Raw genomic sequence first — 18,748 nt, 5'->3', positions numbered from 1 at the left:
GCGGCAAGTGCCTGTGCGCCGAGGTAAGATTCCAGCCCAAAGAGCGAATTCCCCGCGCCAAGGCGCGGGCCCCAACGGACAAGGACCTTGCATGCGCCCGCGTGGACTCCCCCTCCTGGCCCTCACCTTCGGCGTGCTTGCCGCGCAGCAGGCCTACGCCAGCAGCGACGATTCCTGCTACCCGAGCTGGAACCTCAAGCGCGACACCCTGGACGTGTGCAACAGCCTGCCGTTCCTCAGCCCCGGCAACGACAGCCGGGTCAACCTGCAGCTGCTGCTGGCCGATGCCGGCCGCGCCAGCCTGCCGGTCAAGGCGCTGTCCGATGACGAGCAGCAGCTGGGCTACGGCCTGGTGCCCTTCCCGCTGACGCGGCTGTTCGACGAACCCATGACCGTGGAGCCCGCAGCGGCCGCCGCGGCCAAGCCGGCGGCGCCCCTGGCGGAGCTTGCGGTGCGCATCGGCCTGCCGGCGGACGCGGTGCCGGCCGAGGGCGAGCGCTTCGCCAGCGGCGAGGGCAGCCGCTGCCGCAGCAACAACCCGGCCACCGCCCAGGACTTCCTCGCCCAGCTGCTGGCCGCCGACCTGCCGCCCGCCGAGCGGCAGGGCCTGGCGCGGGCGCGCCTGGCCCTGTTGCAGGGCTGCCAGTGGGACGACGCGCAGCTCGCCGGTCTGCTGCCCAAGGACGTGGATTCCCCCGCCGGGCGCGACTTCGCCGGCTACCTGCAAGGCGTCGCCGCCTTCTACAGCGGCCACTTTCCGGCCGCGCGCAAGAGCTTCCAGGCCCTGCACGACAGCCGGCTGCCGTGGCTGCGCGAGACGGCGCGCTACATGCTCGGCCGCAGCCAGCTCAACCAGGCGCAGCAGAACGCCTTCGACGACATGGGCTACCCCGACCTGCGCAAGGTCGACCAGGCTGCGCTGAAGGTCGCCGAAAGCGACTTCAAGGCCTACCTGCAGGCTTATCCACAGGGCCGCTACGCCACCTCGGCCAAGGGCCTGATGCGCCGCGTGTACTGGCTGATGAACGACCCCGGGCGCCTGGCCGCGGAGTACGCCTGGCTGTTCGCCCAGCCGGAAGCGGCCCAGGGCAACGCCGACCAGGCCCAGCTGATCGCCGAGGTGGACAACAAGCTGCTGGTCAGCGCGCACCCGGCCGAGGTCAAGGACCCGCGCCTGCTGGCGGTGCTCGACCTGATGCAGATGCGTCACCACGAAGCCGGCGAGGGCCGCGCCCTCGACCTGCCCGGGCTGCAGGCGCAGAAGCCGCTGTTCGCCGAGCTGCCGGGGCTGCACGACTACCTGCTGGCCGCCTGGCAGCTGTACGTCGAGGAACAGCCGGCCAAGGCGGCCGAACAGCTGCCGAAGGCCCTGCCGCAGAAGCTCGACTACCTCGCCTTCAGCCAGCAGACCCTGCGCGGCTTCGCCCTGGAGGCCGGCAACGACTGGCTGGGCGCGGAGAAACTCTGGCTGCAGCTGCTGCCGCTGGCCCGCCAGCCGCTGCAGCGCGAGCAGCTGGAACTGGCGCTGGCCTTCAACTACGAGCGCAGCGACCGCCTGGTGAAGGTCTATGCGGAGAACTCGCCGGTGCGCACCCCGGCCATCCGCGAGCTGCTGCTGCGCCACATCGCCGGCCCCGAACTGCTGCGCCAGCAGGTGAAGTCCGAGACGGCGCCGGCCGAGGAGCGCGACACCGCGCTCTTCACCCTGCTGTACAAGGACCTGCTGCACGGCCGCTATGCCAACTTCGTCAACGACCTCGTGCTGCTGCCGGCCGAGCCCTCGACCAAGCCGCTGAGCGCCAGCCTCGGCTTCGTCTACGGCGGTGGGCAGCCGCTGAGCCTGTTCCAGTGGCCGGGCGGCAAGGGCAGCTCCGGCTACGACTGCCCGGCCATCCGCGACCTCGCCCTGGCCCTGCAGCAGGAGCCGCAGCCGCCGCAGGCGCTGAACTGCTTCGGCGAGTTCATCCTGCGCAACAACCTCGACAGCTTCCCGCTGGACAACCAGCCCGGCGTGCGCGAACTGGGCGGCAGCCCGTCGCTGTTCGAGGGCGAGCCCTACTCGCGCCTGGACGGCTACCTGAAGGTGATAGCCGACGACCAGGCCGGCAGCGACGACAAGGCCTACGCGCTGTACCGCGCGATCAACTGCTACGCGCCCAGCGGCTACAACGGCTGCGGCAAGCAGGACATCGCCCCGGCGCAGCGCAAGCGTTGGTTCCGCACGCTGAAGACGCAGTACGCCGATACGCCCTGGGCGAAATCGCTGAAGTACTACTGGTAGCGCGGCCATGGGCCTGGCCGCGAAGAGCCTGGCGCTGGGCCTGCTGCTATGGGGCGCCACGGCCCGCGCCGGAGTGGTGGACGCCGCCGACTACGACGCCTTCTGGCTGTGGGGCGGCGTGCAGGCCCAGCCGGTGCTGCGCCAGGCGCGCACGCTGTATGTGTTGCAAGGCCAGGTCAGCGCCCCGCGCGGCGCCCCCGAACAACCGGCGCGCCTGCACGCCCAGGGCATCGCCATGCCGCGCCTGCGCACGGGCCAGGTGTGGCTGGTATACCGCGCCCACAGCCTGCGCTGGAGCGAGGACAGCTACGCTACCCTGCTGGCCCAGCTGCGCCGCTGGCAGCGCGCCGGCAACCCGCTGCTGGGCGTGCAGATCGACTTCGACGCCCGCACCCGCTACCTCCACGAGTACGTGGCCTTCCTGCGCGACTTCCGCCGGCGCCTGCCGATCGAATACCGCCTGAGCATCACCGGCCTGCTGGACTGGAGCAGCAACGCGGAGCCGGCGACCATCAATGAACTCAAGGACGTGGTGGACGAGGTGGTGGTGCAGACCTACCAGGGGCGGCGGACGATTCCCGACTACCAGCGTTACCTGCCAAGGGTGGCGCGCCTGCAGCTGCCGTTCCGCATCGGCCTGGCGCAGTACGGGCAGTGGCAGGCGCCGGAGTATCTGGAGCGCAGTCCGTGGTTCCGGGGGTATGTGGTGTTTTTGCAGAATCCGTGAGTTGGTGGTCGGGGGGGATTTTGTAGGAGCGAGCTTGCTCGCGAACGGAGTTTGTCGGTGGCTGCAGTGTTTCGGGTTGACTCTTTTCCCTCTCCCCAGCCCTCTCCCTGAAGGGAGAGGGGGCTAGTCCGTGCCGAGAGAAGTGATGGTTTCAGTCGGAAACCTTCGGTGTTGCCGGCTGACTCAGGAATACCCAAGCACGCCGAACAGTCCCCTCTCCCTTCAGGGAGAGGGTTAGGGAGAGGGCGCTCTTCTGCTCAAGCGCCGAGATTGCCGCCGAAGCCCCGTTCGCGAGCAAGAACTAGGCGTCCCCCTCGTTCCTACGAAGAGCCTCCGCAACCACAACTCCCCCCACATCCCGCCTTAGCCGGCCGCTCCAGCAGATCCCGCATCAGCAACCCATAATCCAGCCCCACCCCCTCTGGCACCGGCAGATACACGACGTGCCCATCGCCCGGCGCGACCTCGATGGCTTCACCACGAACATTCTCCAGACGTTCCAGCCGCAGCGTATGGTTCCCACCCGGCGTCATGAGTTCGAGGCTGTCGCCCACCGCGAAGCGGTTCTTCACCCTTATCTCGGCGAGGTCGCCACGCCGCCCGCCAGTGAACTCCCCGACGAACTGCTGCCGTTCCGCCCGCGAGCTGCCGTACTGGTAGTTCTGATACTCGTCATGCACATGGCGGCGCAGGAAACCCTCGGTGTAGCCACGGTGGGCCAGGGACTCCAGCTCGTCCATCAGGCCACGGTCGAAGGGCCGGCCGGCCACGGCGTCGTCGATGGCCTTGCGGTAGGCCTGGGCGGTGCGCGCCACGTAGTAGTGCGACTTGGTGCGGCCCTCGATCTTCAGCGAGTGCACGCCCATCTCGGCCAGGCGCTGCACGTGCTGGATGGCGCGCAGGTCCTTGGAATTCATGATGTAGGTGCCGTGCTCGTCCTCGTGGGCTTCCATCAACTCGCCGGGGCGGTTGCCTTCTTCCAGCAGGAACACCGCGTCGCTGGGCGCGCCTTCGCCGAGAGTGGCTTCGCGCACCAGTTGGCCCAGTTCGTCCTCCCGCGCCGGGTGCGCCTGGTACTGCCAGCGGCAGGCGTTGGTGCAGGTGCCCTGGTTGGGGTCGCGGCGATTGATGTAGCCCGACAGCAGGCAGCGCCCGGAGTAGGCCATGCACAGGGCGCCGTGGACGAACACCTCCAGCTCCATGTCCGGGACCTTCTCGCGGATCTCGCCGATCTCCTCCAGCGACAGCTCGCGGGAGAGGATCACCCGGCTCAGCCCCTGGTCGCGCCAGAAGGCCACGCTGGCCCAGTTCACCGCGTTGGCCTGCACCGAGAGGTGGATGTTCGCCGTGGGGAAGTGCTGGCGCACCAGCATGATCATCCCCGGGTCGGACATGATCAGCGCATCCGGCCCCAGGGCCAGCACCGGTTCCAGGTCGGCCAGGAAGGTTTTCAGCTTGGCGTTGTGCGGGGCGATGTTCACCACCAGGTAGAAACGCTTGCCCAGGGCATGGGCCTCGGCGATGCCGATGGCCAGGTTGGCCAGGTCGAATTCGTTGTTGCGTACCCGCAGGCTGTAGCGCGGTTGCCCGGCATAGACGGCATCGGCGCCGTAGGCGAAGGCGTGGCGCATGGCTTTCAGCGAGCCGGCGGGGGAGAGCAGTTCGGGGGCTTGGAGCATGGCGTGGGGACGGTTGTGGATAAAACGCCGCACTCTAGCGGGGGCGGGGGTTTGGTGCCCTGCGCGGGGTCAATGCCCGGGTGTTTTTCGTAGGAGCGAGCTTGCTCGCGAATGGAGTTTCCAGGCTGCAGCGGAGCTTTGGATTGACTCCGTTCCCTCTCCCCAGCCCTCGGCTGCGCGCCCCGCCCTGAAGGGAGAGGGGGCCGTATGGCGTGAAGCGTAATGTCGAAGCTCATTGCAACGCCGAGGCTGCCGGCGAGCGCCGGTATGACGCTTGGCACGGACAGTCCCCTCTCCCTTCAGGGAGAGGGTTAGGGAGAGGGCGCTCTTCAGGTCAAGCACCGAAATTGCCGGCGAACCCCCATTCGCAAGCAACCTCACTCCAACCACCGCCGCCCCTGCAACTCCAGCAACATCTGCGCCTGCTCCGGGCCATTGCTTCCGGCGGGATAGGGCCTTGGGCGCTGGTAGTGCTCCTGCCAGCCGGCGATGATCGGGTCGATCCAGCGCCAGGCGGCCTCCACCTCGTCGCGGCGCATGAACAGCGTCGAGTCGCCCTGGATCACGTCCAGCAGCAGGCGTTCGTAGGCGTCCCAGCGGCGCTTGCCGGGGCTGGCCGTCTGCGCCAGGTTCAGGTCCAGCTCGGCCGGCTCCAGGCGCATGCCCTTGCCGGGGGTCTTGGTCATCAGTTGCAGGCTGATGCGCTCCTCCGGCTGCAACCTTATCCACAGGCGGTTGGCCGGGCCGCTGCCGTCGCCTATCAGCGCATGGGGCACCGGCTTGAACTGGATGACGATCTCCGAGCATTTCTTCGCCATGCGCTTGCCGGTGCGCAGGTAGAAGGGCACGCCGGCCCAGCGCCAGTTGTCGATCTCGGCGCGCAGGGCGACGAAGGTCTCGGTGTCGCTGTCGTTGTCCACGTTCTTCTCGAACCAGTAGGCCGGCACCTCCTGCCCGCCGATCCGCCCGGCGCCGTACTGGCCGCGCACGGTGCGGTCCTGCACGTCGAGGCCGCCGATCGGGCGCAGGGCCTGGAGGATCTTCAGCTTCTCGTCGCGCACCGACTCGGCGTCGAAGTGCACCGGCACCTCCATGGCCACCAGGCACAGCAGCTGCAACAGGTGGTTCTGCACCATGTCGCGCATGGCCCCGGCGTGGTCGTAGTAGGCGCCGCGGTTCTCCACGCCGAGGGTCTCGTTGACGCTGATCTGCACGTGGTCGACGTAGGCGCTGCGCCACAGCGGCTCGAACAGGGTGTTGGCGAAGCGCAGGGCCAGCAGGTTCTGCACCGTCTCCTTGCCCAGGTAGTGATCGATGCGGAACACCCGCGACTCGTCGAACACCTGGCCGATGGCCTGGTTGATCGCCCGCGCCGATTCCAGCGAATGGCCCAGCGGCTTCTCCAGCACGATGCGCGTGTTCGGCCCGGCCAGGCCTGCGACCTTGAGGTTCTGCGCGATGGGCGCGAAGAGGTCCGGGGCAGTGGCCAGGTAATGCACCAGCACGCGCTCGTGGCCGAACTTCAGGCGCTGGCGCAGGCGGCTGAAGTCGGCGCTCTGCGCGGCGTCCATGGCCAGGTAGTCCAGGCGCGTGGCGAAGCTCTGCCAGTCGGCGACGCTGAAGTCGGCCCGCGCGACCTGCGCCCGGCAGTGCCGCTCGGCCAGCGCCAGGTAGGCCTCCTGCGAGCGCTGGCTGCGGGCCAGGGCGAGGATGCGGGTGTCGGCCGGCAGGCGCTCCTCGCGGTGCAGGTGGTAGAGCGCCGGCAGCAGCTTGTGCAGCGCCAGGTCGCCGGTGCCACCGAACACCAGAATGTCGCAGGAAAGGGGAAATGCGGAAGTTTCGGACATCATCAGGTACTGCTCCACCACTTATTGCCTGGGCGTGACCACCTGACTTGTAGTATAACTACAAGCAGACTACATCCCTTCCGCCGATCATAGCCGAGTCCAGCCCAGTGAACCTGTTGCAGCACATTGCCCAGTCGCGTCATCTGCTTCGCAAGTCGGAACTCAAGGTCGCCGATCACGTGATGCAGGACCCCGCCTCGGTCATGCACAGCTCCATGGCCGACCTCGCCCACGGGGTGGGCGTCAGCGAGCCGACCATCGTGCGCTTCTGCCGCGCCATCGGCTGCACCGGCTTCCAGGACCTCAAGCTGAAGCTGGCGCAGAGCCTGGCCGCCGGCGCCAGCTTCGGCCAGTTCGCGATCAGCGAAAGCGACTCGGTCACCGACTTCAGCCTGAAGATCTTCGACACCACCCTGCATTCGCTGATGGAAGTGCGCGAGAAGCTCGACACCCACGCCCTGGAGCGCGCCATCGCTGCCATCGCCCACGCCCAGCGCGTGGAGTTCTACGGCTTCGGCGCCTCCGGTGCGGTGGCCGCGGACGCCCAGCACAAGTTCTTCCGCCTACTGCTCTCGGCCGCGGCCTATTCCGACCCGCACATGCAGGCGATGTCGGCGGTGACCTTGAAGCCCAGCGACGTGGCCATCTGCATCTCGCAGTCCGGCCGCTCCAAGGACCTGCTGGTGACCGCCAACCTGGTCCGCGAGGCCGGCGCCACCCTGATCACCCTGTGCCCCAGCCAGACCCCGCTGGCCGACCTGGCCACGGTGAACCTGGCGGTGGACGTCCACGAAGACACCGACATCTACACCCCGCTGACCTCGCGCATCGCCCACCTGGTGGTGATCGACGTGCTGGCCATGGGCGTGGCCATGGCCCGCGGCCCGGACCTGGTCAACCACCTCAAGAGCGTCAAGCGCAGCCTGCGCAGCCTGCGCCTGTCGCCCAAGGTGGTGAAGAGCCACGAGGAACCGCGCCCGGAAGAGGCGTCCTGAGGCGCCGCCGACCGCTCGTCGGCGTCACCGCGGCTTCACCGCCGCGCCCTCAAACTGTCATCCGTCGTCCGCATCCTGGCGTCTCCAGCCCTTCGGCCTTGGGAGATGCGAGATGCAACGCCATATCGACGACACCCAGCACCTGGACAGCAAGACCCGCCGCAAGCTCGAGGACCAGCGCCGCATGCAGTTCCGCCGGGCCATCGAGGAGCGCCTCGAAGCGCAACGCCTCGACCGCGAGATGTCCGATTATCCCGACCTGATCGCCGCCAACTACCTCAATTCTGCGCGGGCGTCGGTGAAAAGCGCTCGGCCAGCTGGCTGATCAGCGCGCGCTCCTCGCGGATGAAGGCGACGAACGCCTGGGCCACCGGGCTCAGGCGCTTGCCGCGGGCGTGCACCAGACACCAGCTGCGGTAGAGCGGCAACTCCTCCACCGGCAGTTCGCGCAGCAGCCCGGCGCGCAGTTCGCGGCTCACTGCGTGGCGCGGCAGCAGGGCCAGGCCGAGGCCGGCCAATACCCCTTCCCGTGAGCCTTCCAGCGAGGCGAATTCCAGCGTCTGCGGGAAGTGCGCGCGCTTCTGCTGGAAGTGTTCCTCGCAGGCCTTGCGCGTGCCCGAACCGGGCTCGCGGATCAGCAGCGGCCAGGATTCCAGGTCCTTCAGCGACAGCTTGGCGGCGCTGCACAGCGGGTGGTCGGGCGGCGCCACCGCGACTATCGGGTTGTTCAGGAAGGGCAGGAACTCCAGGGCCATGTCCTGCGGCACCAGGGACATGATCACCAGGTCGTCGCGGTTGTCCGACAGGCGCTTGATGACCTGGGCGCGGTTGACCACGGTGAGGTGCAGGCTGACGTCCGGGTGCTGCTTCTGGAAGGCGGCGAACAGGTGCGGGGTGATGTACTTGGCGCTGGACTCCACCGCCAGGCGCAGCTGGCCCTGCAGCGAGCCCTTGAGGTCGGAGAGCTGCATGTCCAGCACTTCCAGGCGTTGGAAGATGTCGGTGCTGGCGCGCAGCAGGGCGTCGGCGGCGTCGGTCTGGTAGAGCTTCTTGCCGATGTACTCGAACAGCGGCTGGCCGACCAGCTCCTCCAACTGGCGGATCTGCAGGCTGACCGCCGGCTGGGTCAGCGCCATTTCCTCCGCGGCGCGGCTGTAGGAACGGCTCTCGCACACCGCACGGAACACCTGCAGTTGGCGAAGTGTCATTCGCATCAAGGACTTACGCATTCGCACCGGCTCCCGCACGGGTCAGTTCGCTCGACTATAAGTCAAAAATTATGGCTATCCCAATAAATATTGATTTTGGGTAATCCTCGATCCCGCGTAGGGTAAAAAAACGCCGGAACCCTGCTCCGGCATTGCGCCGAACCGCCGCGGATCGCTCCGCGGCGGATTGCCGATTGGTTCAAGTGCCGGGTCCACGAGCCCCGGTCGAGGGAAACCGCAAGTGATCAAGAAAATCCTGATCGCCAACCGTGGGGAGATCGCTGTCCGCATCGTGCGTGCCTGCGCCGAGATGGGCATCCGTTCGGTGGCCGTCTACTCCGACGCCGACCGCCACGCCCTGCACGTGAAGCGCGCCGACGAGGCGCACAGCATCGGCGCCGACCCGCTGGCCGGCTACCTCAACCCGCGCGCCCTGGTGAACCTGGCGGTGGAAACCGGCTGCGACGCCCTGCACCCGGGCTACGGCTTCCTCTCCGAGAACGCCGAGCTTGCGGAAATCTGCGCCGAGCGCGGGATCAAGTTCATCGGCCCGTCGGCGGAAGTGATCCGCCGCATGGGCGACAAGACCGAGGCGCGGCGCAGCATGATCGCCGCCGACGTGCCCTGCACCCCGGGCACCGAGGGCAACGTCGCCGACCTCGCCGAGGCGCTGTCCGAGGCCGAGCGCATCGGCTACCCGGTGATGCTCAAGGCCACCTCCGGCGGCGGCGGCCGCGGCATCCGCCGCTGCAACAGCCGCGAGGAGCTGGAGCAGAACTTCCCCCGCGTCATCTCCGAGGCCACCAAGGCCTTCGGCAGCGCGGAAGTCTTCCTCGAGAAGTGCATCGTCAACCCGAAGCACATCGAGGCGCAGATACTCGCCGATTCCTTCGGCAACACCGTGCACCTGTTCGAGCGCGACTGCTCGATCCAGCGCCGCAACCAGAAGCTCATCGAGATCGCCCCCAGCCCGCAGCTGACCCCCGAGCAGCGCGCCTACATCGGCGACCTGGCGGTGCGCGCGGCCAAGGCCGTGGGCTACGAGAACGCCGGCACCGTGGAGTTCCTGCTCGCCGATGGCGAGGTGTACTTCATGGAGATGAACACCCGGGTGCAGGTGGAGCACACCATCACCGAGGAAATCACCGGCATCGACATCGTCCGCGAGCAGATCCGCGTGGCCTCCGGCCTGCCGCTCTCGGTCAAGCAGGAAGACATCCAGCACCGCGGCTATGCCCTGCAGTTCCGCATCAACGCCGAGGACCCGAAGAACAACTTCCTGCCCTCGTTCGGCAAGATCACCCGCTACTACGCGCCCGGCGGCCCCGGCGTGCGCACCGATACGGCGATCTACACCGGCTACACCATCCCGCCGTACTACGACTCCATGTGCCTGAAGCTGATCGTCTGGGCGCTGACCTGGGAAGAGGCCCTGGACCGCGGCCTGCGCGCCCTGGACGACATGCGCGTGCAAGGCGTGAAGACCACCGCGCCCTACTACCAGGAAATCCTCAAGAACCCGGAGTTCCGCAGCGCCCAGTTCAATACCAGCTTCGTCGAAAGCCACCCGGAGCTGACCCAGTACTCGATCAAGCGCAACCCGTCGCACCTGGCCATCGCCATCGCTACCGCCATTGCCGCCCACGCTGGCCTGTAGGGGAAGGATTCAGAACATGAGCAAGAAAATTTCCGTTACCGATACCATCCTGCGCGACGCGCACCAGTCGCTGCTGGCCACCCGCATGCGCACCGAGGACATGCTGCCGATCTGCGACAAGCTCGACAAGGTCGGCTACTGGTCGCTGGAGGTCTGGGGCGGCGCCACCTTCGACGCCTGCGTGCGCTTCCTCAAGGAAGATCCGTGGGAGCGCCTGCGCAAGCTCAAGGCCGCGCTGCCCAACACCCGCCTGCAGATGCTCCTGCGCGGGCAGAACCTGCTGGGCTACCGCCACTACAGCGACGACGTGGTGCGCGCCTTCGTGGCCAAGGCCGCGGTCAACGGCATCGACGTGTTCCGCATCTTCGACGCGATGAACGACGTGCGTAACCTGCGCGTCTCCATCGAGGCGGTGAAGGCCGCCGGCAAGCACGCCCAGGGCACCATCTGCTACACCACCAGCCCGGTGCACACCATCGACGCCTTCGTCGCCCAGGCCAAGGCCATGGCGGCCATGGGCGTGGATTCCATCGCCATCAAGGACATGGCCGGCCTGCTGACCCCCTACGCCACCGGCGACCTGGTCAAGGCCCTGAAGGACGCCCTGCCCCTGGAAGTGGTGGTGCACTCCCACGACACCGCCGGCGTGGCCAGCATGTGCCAGCTCAAGGCCGTGGAGAACGGCGCCGACCGCATCGACACCGCCATCTCCAGCATGGCCTGGGGCACCAGCCACCCGGGCACCGAGTCGATGGTCGCGGCGCTGCGCAACACCCCCTACGACACCGGCCTGGACCTGGAGCTGATCCAGGAAGTCGGCATGTACTTCCACGCCGTGCGCAAGAAGTACCACCAGTTCGAGAGCGAATTCACCGGCGTGGACACCCGGGTGCAGGTCAACCAGGTGCCCGGCGGCATGATCTCCAACCTGGCCAACCAGCTGAAGGAGCAGGGCGCCCTCAACCGCATGGCCGAAGTGCTCGAAGAGATCCCGCGGGTGCGCGAGGACCTGGGCTTCCCGCCCCTGGTCACCCCGACCTCGCAGATCGTCGGCACCCAGGCGTTCTTCAACGTGCTGGCCGGCGAGCGCTACAAGACCATCACCAACGAGGTGAAGCTGTACCTGCAGGGCCGCTACGGCAAGGCCCCGGGGCAGATCAACGAGCAACTGCGGCGCCAGGCCATCGGCAACGAGGAAGTCATCGACGTGCGCCCGGCCGACCTGATCAAGCCCGAGCTGGACAAGCTGCGCGGCGAGATCGGCGCGCTGGCCAAGTCCGAAGAGGACGTGCTGACCTACGCCATGTTCCCGGACATCGGCCGCAAGTTCCTCGAGGAACGCGAGGCCGGCGCGCTGAAGCCCGAGGAACTGCTGCCGATCCCCACCGGCAACGGCGTGGCCGCGGCCGGCGGCGAAGGCGTGCCGACCGAGTTCGTGGTCGACGTGCACGGCGAGAGCTACCGCGTGGACATCACCGGCGTCGGCGTGAAGACCGACGGCAAGCGCCACTTCTACCTGTCCATCGACGGCATGCCCGAAGAGGTGGTGTTCGAGCCGCTCAACGAGTTCATCGGCGGCGGCGGCAACAAGCGCAAGCACGCCAGCGCGCCGGGCGACGTCAGCACCACCATGCCGGGCAACATCGTCGACGTGCTGGTGAAGGAAGGCGACAGCGTGAAGGCCGGCCAGGCCGTGCTGATCACCGAAGCCATGAAGATGGAAACCGAGGTGCAGGCGCCCATCGCCGGCACCGTCAAGGCGATCCACGTAGCCAAGGGTGACCGCGTCAACCCGGGCGAGGTGCTGATCGAGATTGAAGGCTGACCGACGGACAGACGGGTCTCAAGGTTCAGTCCCCGGGGGAGCACGATGCTCCCCCTTTTTTTGCCTTTGCGAAAGCCATCACCTTCCGGCGCGGCCGGCTCGCCGCTTCATTGACCTGCATCCAGGCCCTTCGCCGCGCGCACGCCTATAAACGGCAGGCCGCAGGCCGAGTTCCGGGGAGGAGGCGATGCGTTTCGCGATTGCTCTGCTGTTGACCGTCAGTTGTACCGCCCTGGGCGACGAGGCCGCCCAGGCGCGCTTCGACGCCATCATGGCCGACCCCGCCAAGCGCGAGCAGGCCTATGCCGCCGGCCACGAGCGCATCGTGCTGTGCCGCAACTGCCACGGCGACGACGGCAACAGCCGGCGCGACTACATCCCGAACCTGGCCGCGCAGGCCCCGGGCTACCTGTTCACTGCCTTCGAGCGCTACGCCAGCGGGCAGCGCAGCGACTTCGTGATGAACCAGGCGGCCCGGATGCTGAGCCTCGACGAGCGGGTGAACATCGCCGTGTACTACAGCCAGCAGACGGTGCGGCCGCGCCAGGGCACGGTGGACGATGCGCTGCGCGCCAGGGGCGAGGCGCTGTTCGGGCAGGTCTGCGTGGCCTGCCATGGTCCGCAGGGGCTCGGCCAGCAGGGCGTGCCGCGCATCGCCGGGCAGCCGGCGACCTACCTGCAGCGGACGCTGGAGGCCTACCGCGACAAGGATCCGCGCCGCGCCGGCTCGACCATGCTGGCGGTGGCGTCGCAGCTGCAGGCCGGGGATATCGAGGCGCTGGCGGCCTACCTGCAGCAATTGCACCCCTGAGGCGGGCAAATCCTTATATAATGCACGGTCTTTTCCCACCGTCAGTGATAGCGACCATGAGCCTGCCACCCTGCCCCAAATGCAATTCCGAATACACCTACGAGGACGGCGCGCTGCTGGTCTGCCCGGAATGCGCCCATGAATGGTCGGCCGATGCCGCCGTCGAAGGCGAGGGCGATGCCAAGGTGATCAAGGACGCCGTCGGCAACGTGCTGCAGGACGGCGACACCGTCAGCGTGATCAAGGACCTGAAGGTCAAGGGCTCGTCCCTGGTGGTCAAGGTCGGCACCAAGGTGAAGAACATCCGCCTGGTGGACGGCGACCACGACATCGACTGCAAGATCGACGGCATCGGCGCCATGAAGCTGAAGTCGGAGTTCGTGAAGAAGGTCTGAGCCACCTCGGCTTTTGTAGGCGCGGATTCATCCGCGATCGCCGCGCACGGGCCCGGCCGATCGCGGACGGAGTCCGCTCCTACGGTTCCAGGATGCACGGCTTTTCGTAGGATGGGTTGAGCTTGCGAAACCCATGCGGTCACGGTGATGGGTATCGCTTCGCTCAACGCCATCCTACGAAAAAGCGCCGCGGCGCAGTCGCGTAGGAGCGGGCCCTGCCCGCGAATCGCGCGCAGCGCGCGCGCTACTCCGCCGGCTGCAGGTCCTGGCGCAGCAGTTCCAGGGCTTCGCGCGGGCCACCGGAGACGATCTGGGTGGGCACTGCCAGCATCAGGTTCAGCGGCAGGCCAAAGGCTTCCAGGACGTTGCCGTCGCGGTCGCGGCCGGGCTGCTGGCCGAGCCATTCCGGGTACTTGCGGCGCATGCGCTCGAGGTAGCTGCCGGCGTCCGGCAGGTAGCCGTACAGCGGCTTGCCCAGGGCCGCGGCGTAGCCGACCTCGAAGCAGGTGCCGCTGTCCGGCTCGCTACCGCGGAACGATGCCAGGTTGGCCAGCACGCAGTCGGCCTCGGCGATCAGGCGCAGGTTGGCGCGGTAGATCCAGATCGCCTGCTGGTGCGGCTCGCTGATTTCCGCCGGCACCTGGACGTCCAGCGGGAACAGCCCCTCGAACCCGTATTCCGCGCACAGTGCCTTGAGCTGCGCGCCGTGCCCGGCGGCGTCGGGGCGGAACACGTCGGGGCCGGCGAGGTAGATCTTCAGCATGGTCACAATCCCATGAACGACAGCATCAGGAAGGTGGCGAAGAGCACGAAGTGAGTCATGCCCTCGATGGCGTTGGTCTTGCCGTCGTGCAGGTTGAAGCCGGCCACCATCAGGGTGATGAACATCATGCCGGTCTGCAGCGGCGTCATGGCCATCTGGATCGGCTGGCCCTTGAACAGCGCCAGGGCCTCGATCACCGGCACGGTGAGGATCACCGTGGACAGCGAGGCGCCCAGGGCGATATTGACCACCGGTTGCATGCGGTTGGCCAGCGCGGCGCGCAGCGCGGTGAGGATTTCCGGGCTGGCGGAGATGGCCGCCACCAGCAGCGCCGGGACGATCGGCGGCACGCCGCTGCCTTCCAGGCTGACGTCCAGGGCCTTGGACATGACCTCGGCCAGTGCGCCGATCAGCACCACCCCGGCCACCAGCAGGGCCATGGACTGGCGCGTGCTGCCGTGGGCCTCGTGGCCGTGCTGCTGCTCGCCGTGTACCGCGTAGTTGTAGGCGAAGAAGTAGCTGTGCTGGCCGGTCTGCATGCGCAGGAACAGGCCGTAGAGCATGACCATGCAGCCGATGGTGAACAGCGAGTAGAGCTTCCACTGCGCCGCCGGGATCAGCTCCGGGACCACCATGGAGATGCCCACCGCGGTGAGGATCATGGTCACGTAGGTCTTGCCCGAGTCGTCGTTGTACGACTGCTCGCCGTGCTTCAGGCCGCCGAGCAGCGCGGCCAGGCCGAGGATGCCGTTCATGTCCAGCATCACCGCGGCGTAGATGGTGTCGCGGGCCAGGGTGGGGGAGTGGTTGTGGCCCATCATGATGGCCAGGATGACCACCTCCACCAGCACCGCGGCGAGGGTCAGGATCATGGTGCCGTAGGGCTCGCCGACCTTCTCCGCAAGAATCTCGGCATGGTGCGCCACGCGCAGCGAGACGCTGATGATCGAGGCCAGCAGGACGCTGGCGACTACCCCGGCCAGGGCCTTGCCGCCTTCGAGCAGGCTGTGTTCCAGGGGGTAGACCAGCACCGCCAGGAGCAGGGCGAGGAGGAGGAATTTCTCGTCTTTGAGCAGGCGCAGCATCGTCGGAGGACATCCATTCCATGGGATAGAGGCGCCCATCTTAGGCCTTGCCCGGGGCCTTGCCCACCGTCGCCGGGGCGCAGACACCTATGAGGTTATCCGCCGTTTGGCGCGCGCTTCGGGGTCGGCCGAAACGCCCGGCCGACCTGCCGCGTTACCTCAGGCCGGCTCGACCAACAGCACCGCGCCATCCTGCCCGGTGACCTTCACCTGGGCGCCGGCCGGCAGGTCGGGGCCGCTGACCAGCCACAGGCTGTCGCCGACGCGGATCTTGCCGCGGCCGCCGATGATGGCGTCGTGCAGGGCGAACTGCCGTCCGACCAGCTCGCTGCCGCGGCGGTTCAGGCCGCTGGCGGCTTCGCCGGCGCCCGCGCGGTGCTGGTAGCGCCACCAGAACACCACGGTGAGCAGCGCCAGGATGCCGAAGGCGAGGAACTGCCAGGTCCAGGCCAGGGCCGGGGCGAAGAAGGCGAGCACGCCGGTGGCCGCGGCGGCGATGCCGATCCACAGCAGGTAGCCGCCGGCGCCGAACACCTCGAGGATCAGCAGCAGGGTGCCGAAGGCCAGCCAGTCCCAGAAGCTCAGGTGTTGCAGATAGCCCCACATGGCTCAGCCCCGGCCCTTGGCGCCCGGGGCGCCATCGCCGAAGGTGGCCTTGACGATCTCGCCGATGCCGCCCACCGCGCCTATCACCTGGCTGGCCTCCAGCGGCATCAGCACTATCTTGCTGTTGTTCGAGGCGGCCAGCTGGCCGAGGGCGTCGACGTATTTCTGCGCGACGAAGTAGTTCACCGCCTGCACGTTGCCGCTGGCGATGGCCTCGGAGACCACCTGGGTCGCCCGCGCCTCGGCTTCGGCCTGGCGCTCGCGGGCCTCGGCTTCGAGGAAGGCGGCCTGGCGCTGGCCCTCGGCCTTGAGGATCTGCGCCTGCTTCTCGCCCTCGGCGGTGAGGATTTCCGCGGCGCGCTTGCCCTCGGCATCGAGAATCTGCGCGCGCTTGAGGCGCTCGGCCTTCATCTGGCTGGCCATGGCTTCCACCAGGTCGGCCGGCGGGCTGATGTCCTTGATCTCGATGCGGGTGACCTTCAGGCCCCAGGGCGCGGTGGCCTCGTCGACGGTGCGCAGCAGGCGCTCGTTGATCGCGTCGCGCTGGCTGAGCATGTGGTCCAGCTCCATGGAGCCGAGCACGGTGCGGATATTGGTCATCACCAGGTTGCGGATGGCGTTCTCCAGGCCGCTGACCTCGTAGGCCGCGCGCGCCGCGTCGACCACCTGGTAGAAGCACACCGCGTCGATCTGCACGATGGCGTTGTCGGCGCTGATGGCCTCCTGCGGGGGGATGTCCAGCACCCGCTCCATCATGTTGATCTTCTGCCCGATGCGGTCCATCACCGGGACGATGATGTTCAGCCCCGGCTTGAGGGTGCCGGTGTAGCGGCCGAAGCGTTCCACCGTCCACTCGTTGCCCTGGGGTACCACCTTGAAGCCCATGAACACGATCGCCACCGCGAGGATGACGAAGAGGATCAGGACACTGCCGGTTTCCATTTGCTGCACTCCTTGGTCGATTGGGACTTCCGTGGCGCCCGGCTCCCAAAGGAGCAGGGCGGCGGGAAAAGCTAACCCTTTCCCGTGTCATCCCGCGAGCCCTGTCGGGCTCGGAGATTTCCTATTTCTGCTCGCTCTGCGGCGTCACCCGCAGTACTTCCTCGATGGTGGTCAGGCCCGCGGCGACCTTCTGCGCGCCGGACAGGCGCAGGCTGCGCATGCCTTCCTTGAAGGCCTGGCGGCGCAGCGGGATGAGGTCGGTGTCGGCGGTGATCTGTTCCTTCAGGCTGTCGGTCAGCAGCATGATCTCGTACACCCCGGCGCGGCCGCGGTAGCCGGTGTCGCGGCATTCCAGGCAGCCCACCGCCTGCTGCGCGCCGGTGGGCAGCGGGGCGTTCCAGGGCCGCGTCAGCTCCTGCCAGTCGCTCTCCTCCAGCTCCAGCGGCGCCTTGCAGTGCGGGCACAGGGTGCGCACCAGGCGCTGGGCCATGACGCCGAGCACGGTGGCGCGGATCAGGTAGTAGGGCACGCCCAGTTCGAGCAGGCGGGTGATGGCCGTGGGCGAGTCGTTGGTGTGTAGGGTGGAGAGCACCAGGTGCCCGGTCAGCGCCGCCTGGATGGCCATCTCGGCGGTCTCCAGGTCGCGGATCTCGCCGACCATGATGATGTCCGGGTCCTGCCGCAGCAGGGCGCGCACGCCGCTGGCGAAGGTCAGGTCGATGTTGTGCTGCACCTGCATCTGGTTGAACGAGGGCTCGATCATCTCGATCGGGTCCTCGATGGTGCAGACGTTCACCTCGTCCGTGGCCAGCTGCTTGAGCGTGGTGTAGAGGGTGGTGGTCTTGCCCGAGCCGGTGGGGCCGGTGACCAGGATGATGCCGTTGGGCTGGTTGGTCATGCTCTGCCAGCGGCGCAGGTCCTCGGGGGAGAAGCCCAACTGGTCGAAGCTCTTGAGCAGCACCTCGGGGTCGAAGATCCGCATCACCATCTTCTCGCCGAAGGCGGTGGGCAGGGTCGACAGGCGCAGTTCCACCTCGGCGCCGTCCGGGGTCTTGGTCTTCACCCGGCCGTCCTGGGGCTTGCGCTTCTCGGCGACGTTCATGCGGCCGAGGGACTTCAGGCGGCTGACCACCGCCATGGTGACCTGCGGCGGGAACTGGTAGACGTTGTGCAGCACGCCGTCGATGCGGAAGCGCACCGTGCCCTGCTCGCGCCGCGGCTCGATGTGGATGTCGCTGGCGCGCTGCTGGAAGGCGTACTGGAACAGCCAGTCGACGATGGTGACGATGTGCGCGTCGTTGGCGTCCGGCTCCTGGTCGCTGGCGCCCAGGTTGAGCAACTGCTCGAAGTTGCCCACGCCGCTGGTCTTCATGTCCTGGGCGGAGGCGCCGCTGACCGACTTGGCCAGGCGGTAGAACTCGGTGGTGAAGCGCTGGATGTCCAGCGGGTTGCACACCACGCGCTTGATCGGGCGCTTGAGCACGTGGGTCAGGTTGCCTTCCCAGCTGTGCACGAAGGGCTGGGCGCTGGCGATGGTGACGCTGTCCGGCGCCACGGCCACGGCGAGGATCTTGTGGCGCTGGGCGAAGGCGTAGGACATCAGCGGGGTGACCGCGGCGACGTCGATCTTCAGCGGGTCGATGCGCAGGTAGGGCTGGCCGGAATACTCGGCCAGCCAGTGCACCAGGGCGTCGAGGTCCAGGTGGCGGCCGGGGCGGTGCTGGTCCGGCACCTGCTGGGCGGCGAGGAATTCCAGGGGATGCTGCTGGTTCTTCACCGCGCTGCGGCGGATCGCCAGGCACTGTTCGGCGTCGTTCTGCGCGACGCGGCCCTGGGCGACCAGCTCGTGGAGGATATCGGCCAGGTCAAGCCAGCGATCCTGGGCGGGCGAAGCGAAGACGGACATTCGGACTCCCTGCGTTCGTGT

General features: G+C 67.8%; 16 protein-coding genes. 8 read left to right on the top strand and 8 right to left on the bottom strand.

Annotated features, from left to right (window positions below):
- The first annotated feature begins 91 nt into the window (after positions 1-91).
- Positions 92-2,281 carry a hypothetical protein gene (locus IG194_RS11990; protein WP_058487800.1) on the top strand — a complete coding sequence of 730 codons (2,190 nt, stop codon included), beginning with the start codon at positions 92-94 and terminating at the stop codon, positions 2,279-2,281.
- A gap of 7 nt (positions 2,282-2,288) precedes the next feature.
- Complete coding sequence (locus IG194_RS11985; RefSeq protein ID WP_058487799.1) at positions 2,289-3,008, top strand: DUF3142 domain-containing protein; 720 nt, start codon at positions 2,289-2,291, stop codon at positions 3,006-3,008.
- A gap of 320 nt (positions 3,009-3,328) precedes the next feature.
- Here IG194_RS11985 and yegQ read toward each other — a convergent pair whose 3' ends face one another.
- Both yegQ and zwf read right to left on the bottom strand, forming a co-directional pair.
- Positions 3,329-4,687: a tRNA 5-hydroxyuridine modification protein YegQ gene (gene yegQ / locus IG194_RS11980; protein ID WP_058487798.1), complete on the bottom strand. Its 1,359-nt coding sequence runs from the start codon at positions 4,685-4,687 to the stop codon at positions 3,329-3,331.
- Positions 4,688-5,064: 377 nt separating this feature from the next.
- Complete coding sequence (zwf, locus tag IG194_RS11975) at positions 5,065-6,534, bottom strand: glucose-6-phosphate dehydrogenase (protein ID WP_225617219.1); 1,470 nt, start codon at positions 6,532-6,534, stop codon at positions 5,065-5,067.
- 107 nt (positions 6,535-6,641) lie between these two features.
- Between zwf and hexR the strand changes: the two genes are divergently transcribed.
- Positions 6,642-7,529 carry a transcriptional regulator HexR gene (gene hexR, locus IG194_RS11970; protein WP_043269786.1) on the top strand — a complete coding sequence of 296 codons (888 nt, stop codon included), beginning with the start codon at positions 6,642-6,644 and terminating at the stop codon, positions 7,527-7,529.
- A gap of 112 nt (positions 7,530-7,641) precedes the next feature.
- Positions 7,642-7,854: a PA3496 family putative envelope integrity protein gene (locus IG194_RS11965; RefSeq protein WP_043269785.1), complete on the top strand. Its 213-nt coding sequence runs from the start codon at positions 7,642-7,644 to the stop codon at positions 7,852-7,854.
- Here the strand turns inward: IG194_RS11965 and IG194_RS11960 are convergent.
- Positions 7,808-8,743 (bottom strand): LysR family transcriptional regulator, encoded by a 936-nt coding sequence (locus IG194_RS11960; protein WP_116424636.1) that lies wholly within the window; start codon positions 8,741-8,743, stop codon positions 7,808-7,810. The genes IG194_RS11965 and IG194_RS11960 overlap by 47 nt on opposite strands.
- Positions 8,744-8,978: 235 nt before the next feature.
- On the opposite strand from IG194_RS11960, the gene IG194_RS11955 reads away from it, so the two are divergent.
- The 4 genes from IG194_RS11955 to IG194_RS11940 all read left to right on the top strand — a co-directional run bounded on the left by IG194_RS11955 (position 8,979) and on the right by IG194_RS11940 (position 13,425).
- Complete coding sequence (locus IG194_RS11955; RefSeq protein WP_009614928.1) at positions 8,979-10,394, top strand: acetyl-CoA carboxylase biotin carboxylase subunit; 1,416 nt, start codon at positions 8,979-8,981, stop codon at positions 10,392-10,394.
- A gap of 16 nt (positions 10,395-10,410) precedes the next feature.
- On the top strand, positions 10,411-12,219 hold the full coding sequence (gene oadA, locus IG194_RS11950) for a sodium-extruding oxaloacetate decarboxylase subunit alpha (RefSeq protein ID WP_009614930.1): 1,809 nt from the start codon (positions 10,411-10,413) through the stop codon (positions 12,217-12,219).
- 187 nt (positions 12,220-12,406) lie between these two features.
- Positions 12,407-13,030, top strand: a complete 624-nt coding sequence (locus IG194_RS11945; RefSeq protein WP_064987654.1) for a c-type cytochrome — start codon at positions 12,407-12,409, stop codon at positions 13,028-13,030.
- A gap of 56 nt (positions 13,031-13,086) precedes the next feature.
- Entirely contained in the window at positions 13,087-13,425 is a 339-nt protein-coding gene (locus tag IG194_RS11940; RefSeq protein ID WP_009614934.1) for a zinc ribbon domain-containing protein YjdM, read from the top strand.
- Between the two features lie 244 nt (positions 13,426-13,669).
- Here IG194_RS11940 and IG194_RS11935 read toward each other — a convergent pair whose 3' ends face one another.
- The 5 genes from IG194_RS11935 to IG194_RS11915 form a co-directional block, all read right to left on the bottom strand.
- Positions 13,670-14,188, bottom strand: a complete 519-nt coding sequence (locus tag IG194_RS11935; protein WP_058487797.1) for a nucleoside 2-deoxyribosyltransferase — start codon at positions 14,186-14,188, stop codon at positions 13,670-13,672.
- Positions 14,189-14,190: 2 nt separating this feature from the next.
- Positions 14,191-15,273: a calcium:proton antiporter gene (locus IG194_RS11930; protein WP_058487796.1), complete on the bottom strand. Its 1,083-nt coding sequence runs from the start codon at positions 15,271-15,273 to the stop codon at positions 14,191-14,193.
- A gap of 159 nt (positions 15,274-15,432) precedes the next feature.
- On the bottom strand, positions 15,433-15,879 hold the full coding sequence (locus IG194_RS11925) for an NfeD family protein (protein WP_009614940.1): 447 nt from the start codon (positions 15,877-15,879) through the stop codon (positions 15,433-15,435).
- Between the two features lie 3 nt (positions 15,880-15,882).
- On the bottom strand, positions 15,883-16,821 hold the full coding sequence (locus IG194_RS11920; RefSeq protein WP_009614942.1) for an SPFH domain-containing protein: 939 nt from the start codon (positions 16,819-16,821) through the stop codon (positions 15,883-15,885).
- Positions 16,822-16,942: 121 nt separating this feature from the next.
- Complete coding sequence (locus IG194_RS11915; RefSeq protein ID WP_058487795.1) at positions 16,943-18,727, bottom strand: GspE/PulE family protein; 1,785 nt, start codon at positions 18,725-18,727, stop codon at positions 16,943-16,945.
- Positions 18,728-18,748: the final 21 nt, after the last annotated feature.

Source organism: Pseudomonas sp. ADPe (assembly GCF_014843515.1).
Taxonomy (GTDB): domain Bacteria; phylum Pseudomonadota; class Gammaproteobacteria; order Pseudomonadales; family Pseudomonadaceae; genus Pseudomonas; species Pseudomonas citronellolis.
The sequence above is the reverse complement of the archived record's forward strand: the minus strand, read 5'-3'. Positions and strand labels throughout refer to the sequence as shown.

Coding starts and splice junctions, on each gene's coding strand:
- IG194_RS11990 (WP_058487800.1), top strand. CDS start 92: ATGCGCCCGCGTGGACTCCCCCTCCTGGCCCTCACCTTCGGCGTGCTT.
- IG194_RS11985 (WP_058487799.1), top strand. CDS start 2,289: ATGGGCCTGGCCGCGAAGAGCCTGGCGCTGGGCCTGCTGCTATGGGGC.
- yegQ (WP_058487798.1), bottom strand. CDS start 4,687: ATGCTCCAAGCCCCCGAACTGCTCTCCCCCGCCGGCTCGCTGAAAGCC.
- zwf (WP_225617219.1), bottom strand. CDS start 6,534: ATGTCCGAAACTTCCGCATTTCCCCTTTCCTGCGACATTCTGGTGTTC.
- IG194_RS11965 (WP_043269785.1), top strand. CDS start 7,642: ATGCAACGCCATATCGACGACACCCAGCACCTGGACAGCAAGACCCGC.
- IG194_RS11960 (WP_116424636.1), bottom strand. CDS start 8,743: ATGCGAATGACACTTCGCCAACTGCAGGTGTTCCGTGCGGTGTGCGAG.
- oadA (WP_009614930.1), top strand. CDS start 10,411: ATGAGCAAGAAAATTTCCGTTACCGATACCATCCTGCGCGACGCGCAC.
- IG194_RS11945 (WP_064987654.1), top strand. CDS start 12,407: ATGCGTTTCGCGATTGCTCTGCTGTTGACCGTCAGTTGTACCGCCCTG.
- IG194_RS11940 (WP_009614934.1), top strand. CDS start 13,087: ATGAGCCTGCCACCCTGCCCCAAATGCAATTCCGAATACACCTACGAG.
- IG194_RS11935 (WP_058487797.1), bottom strand. CDS start 14,188: ATGCTGAAGATCTACCTCGCCGGCCCCGACGTGTTCCGCCCCGACGCC.
- IG194_RS11930 (WP_058487796.1), bottom strand. CDS start 15,273: ATGCTGCGCCTGCTCAAAGACGAGAAATTCCTCCTCCTCGCCCTGCTC.
- IG194_RS11925 (WP_009614940.1), bottom strand. CDS start 15,879: ATGTGGGGCTATCTGCAACACCTGAGCTTCTGGGACTGGCTGGCCTTC.
- IG194_RS11920 (WP_009614942.1), bottom strand. CDS start 16,821: ATGGAAACCGGCAGTGTCCTGATCCTCTTCGTCATCCTCGCGGTGGCG.
- IG194_RS11915 (WP_058487795.1), bottom strand. CDS start 18,727: ATGTCCGTCTTCGCTTCGCCCGCCCAGGATCGCTGGCTTGACCTGGCC.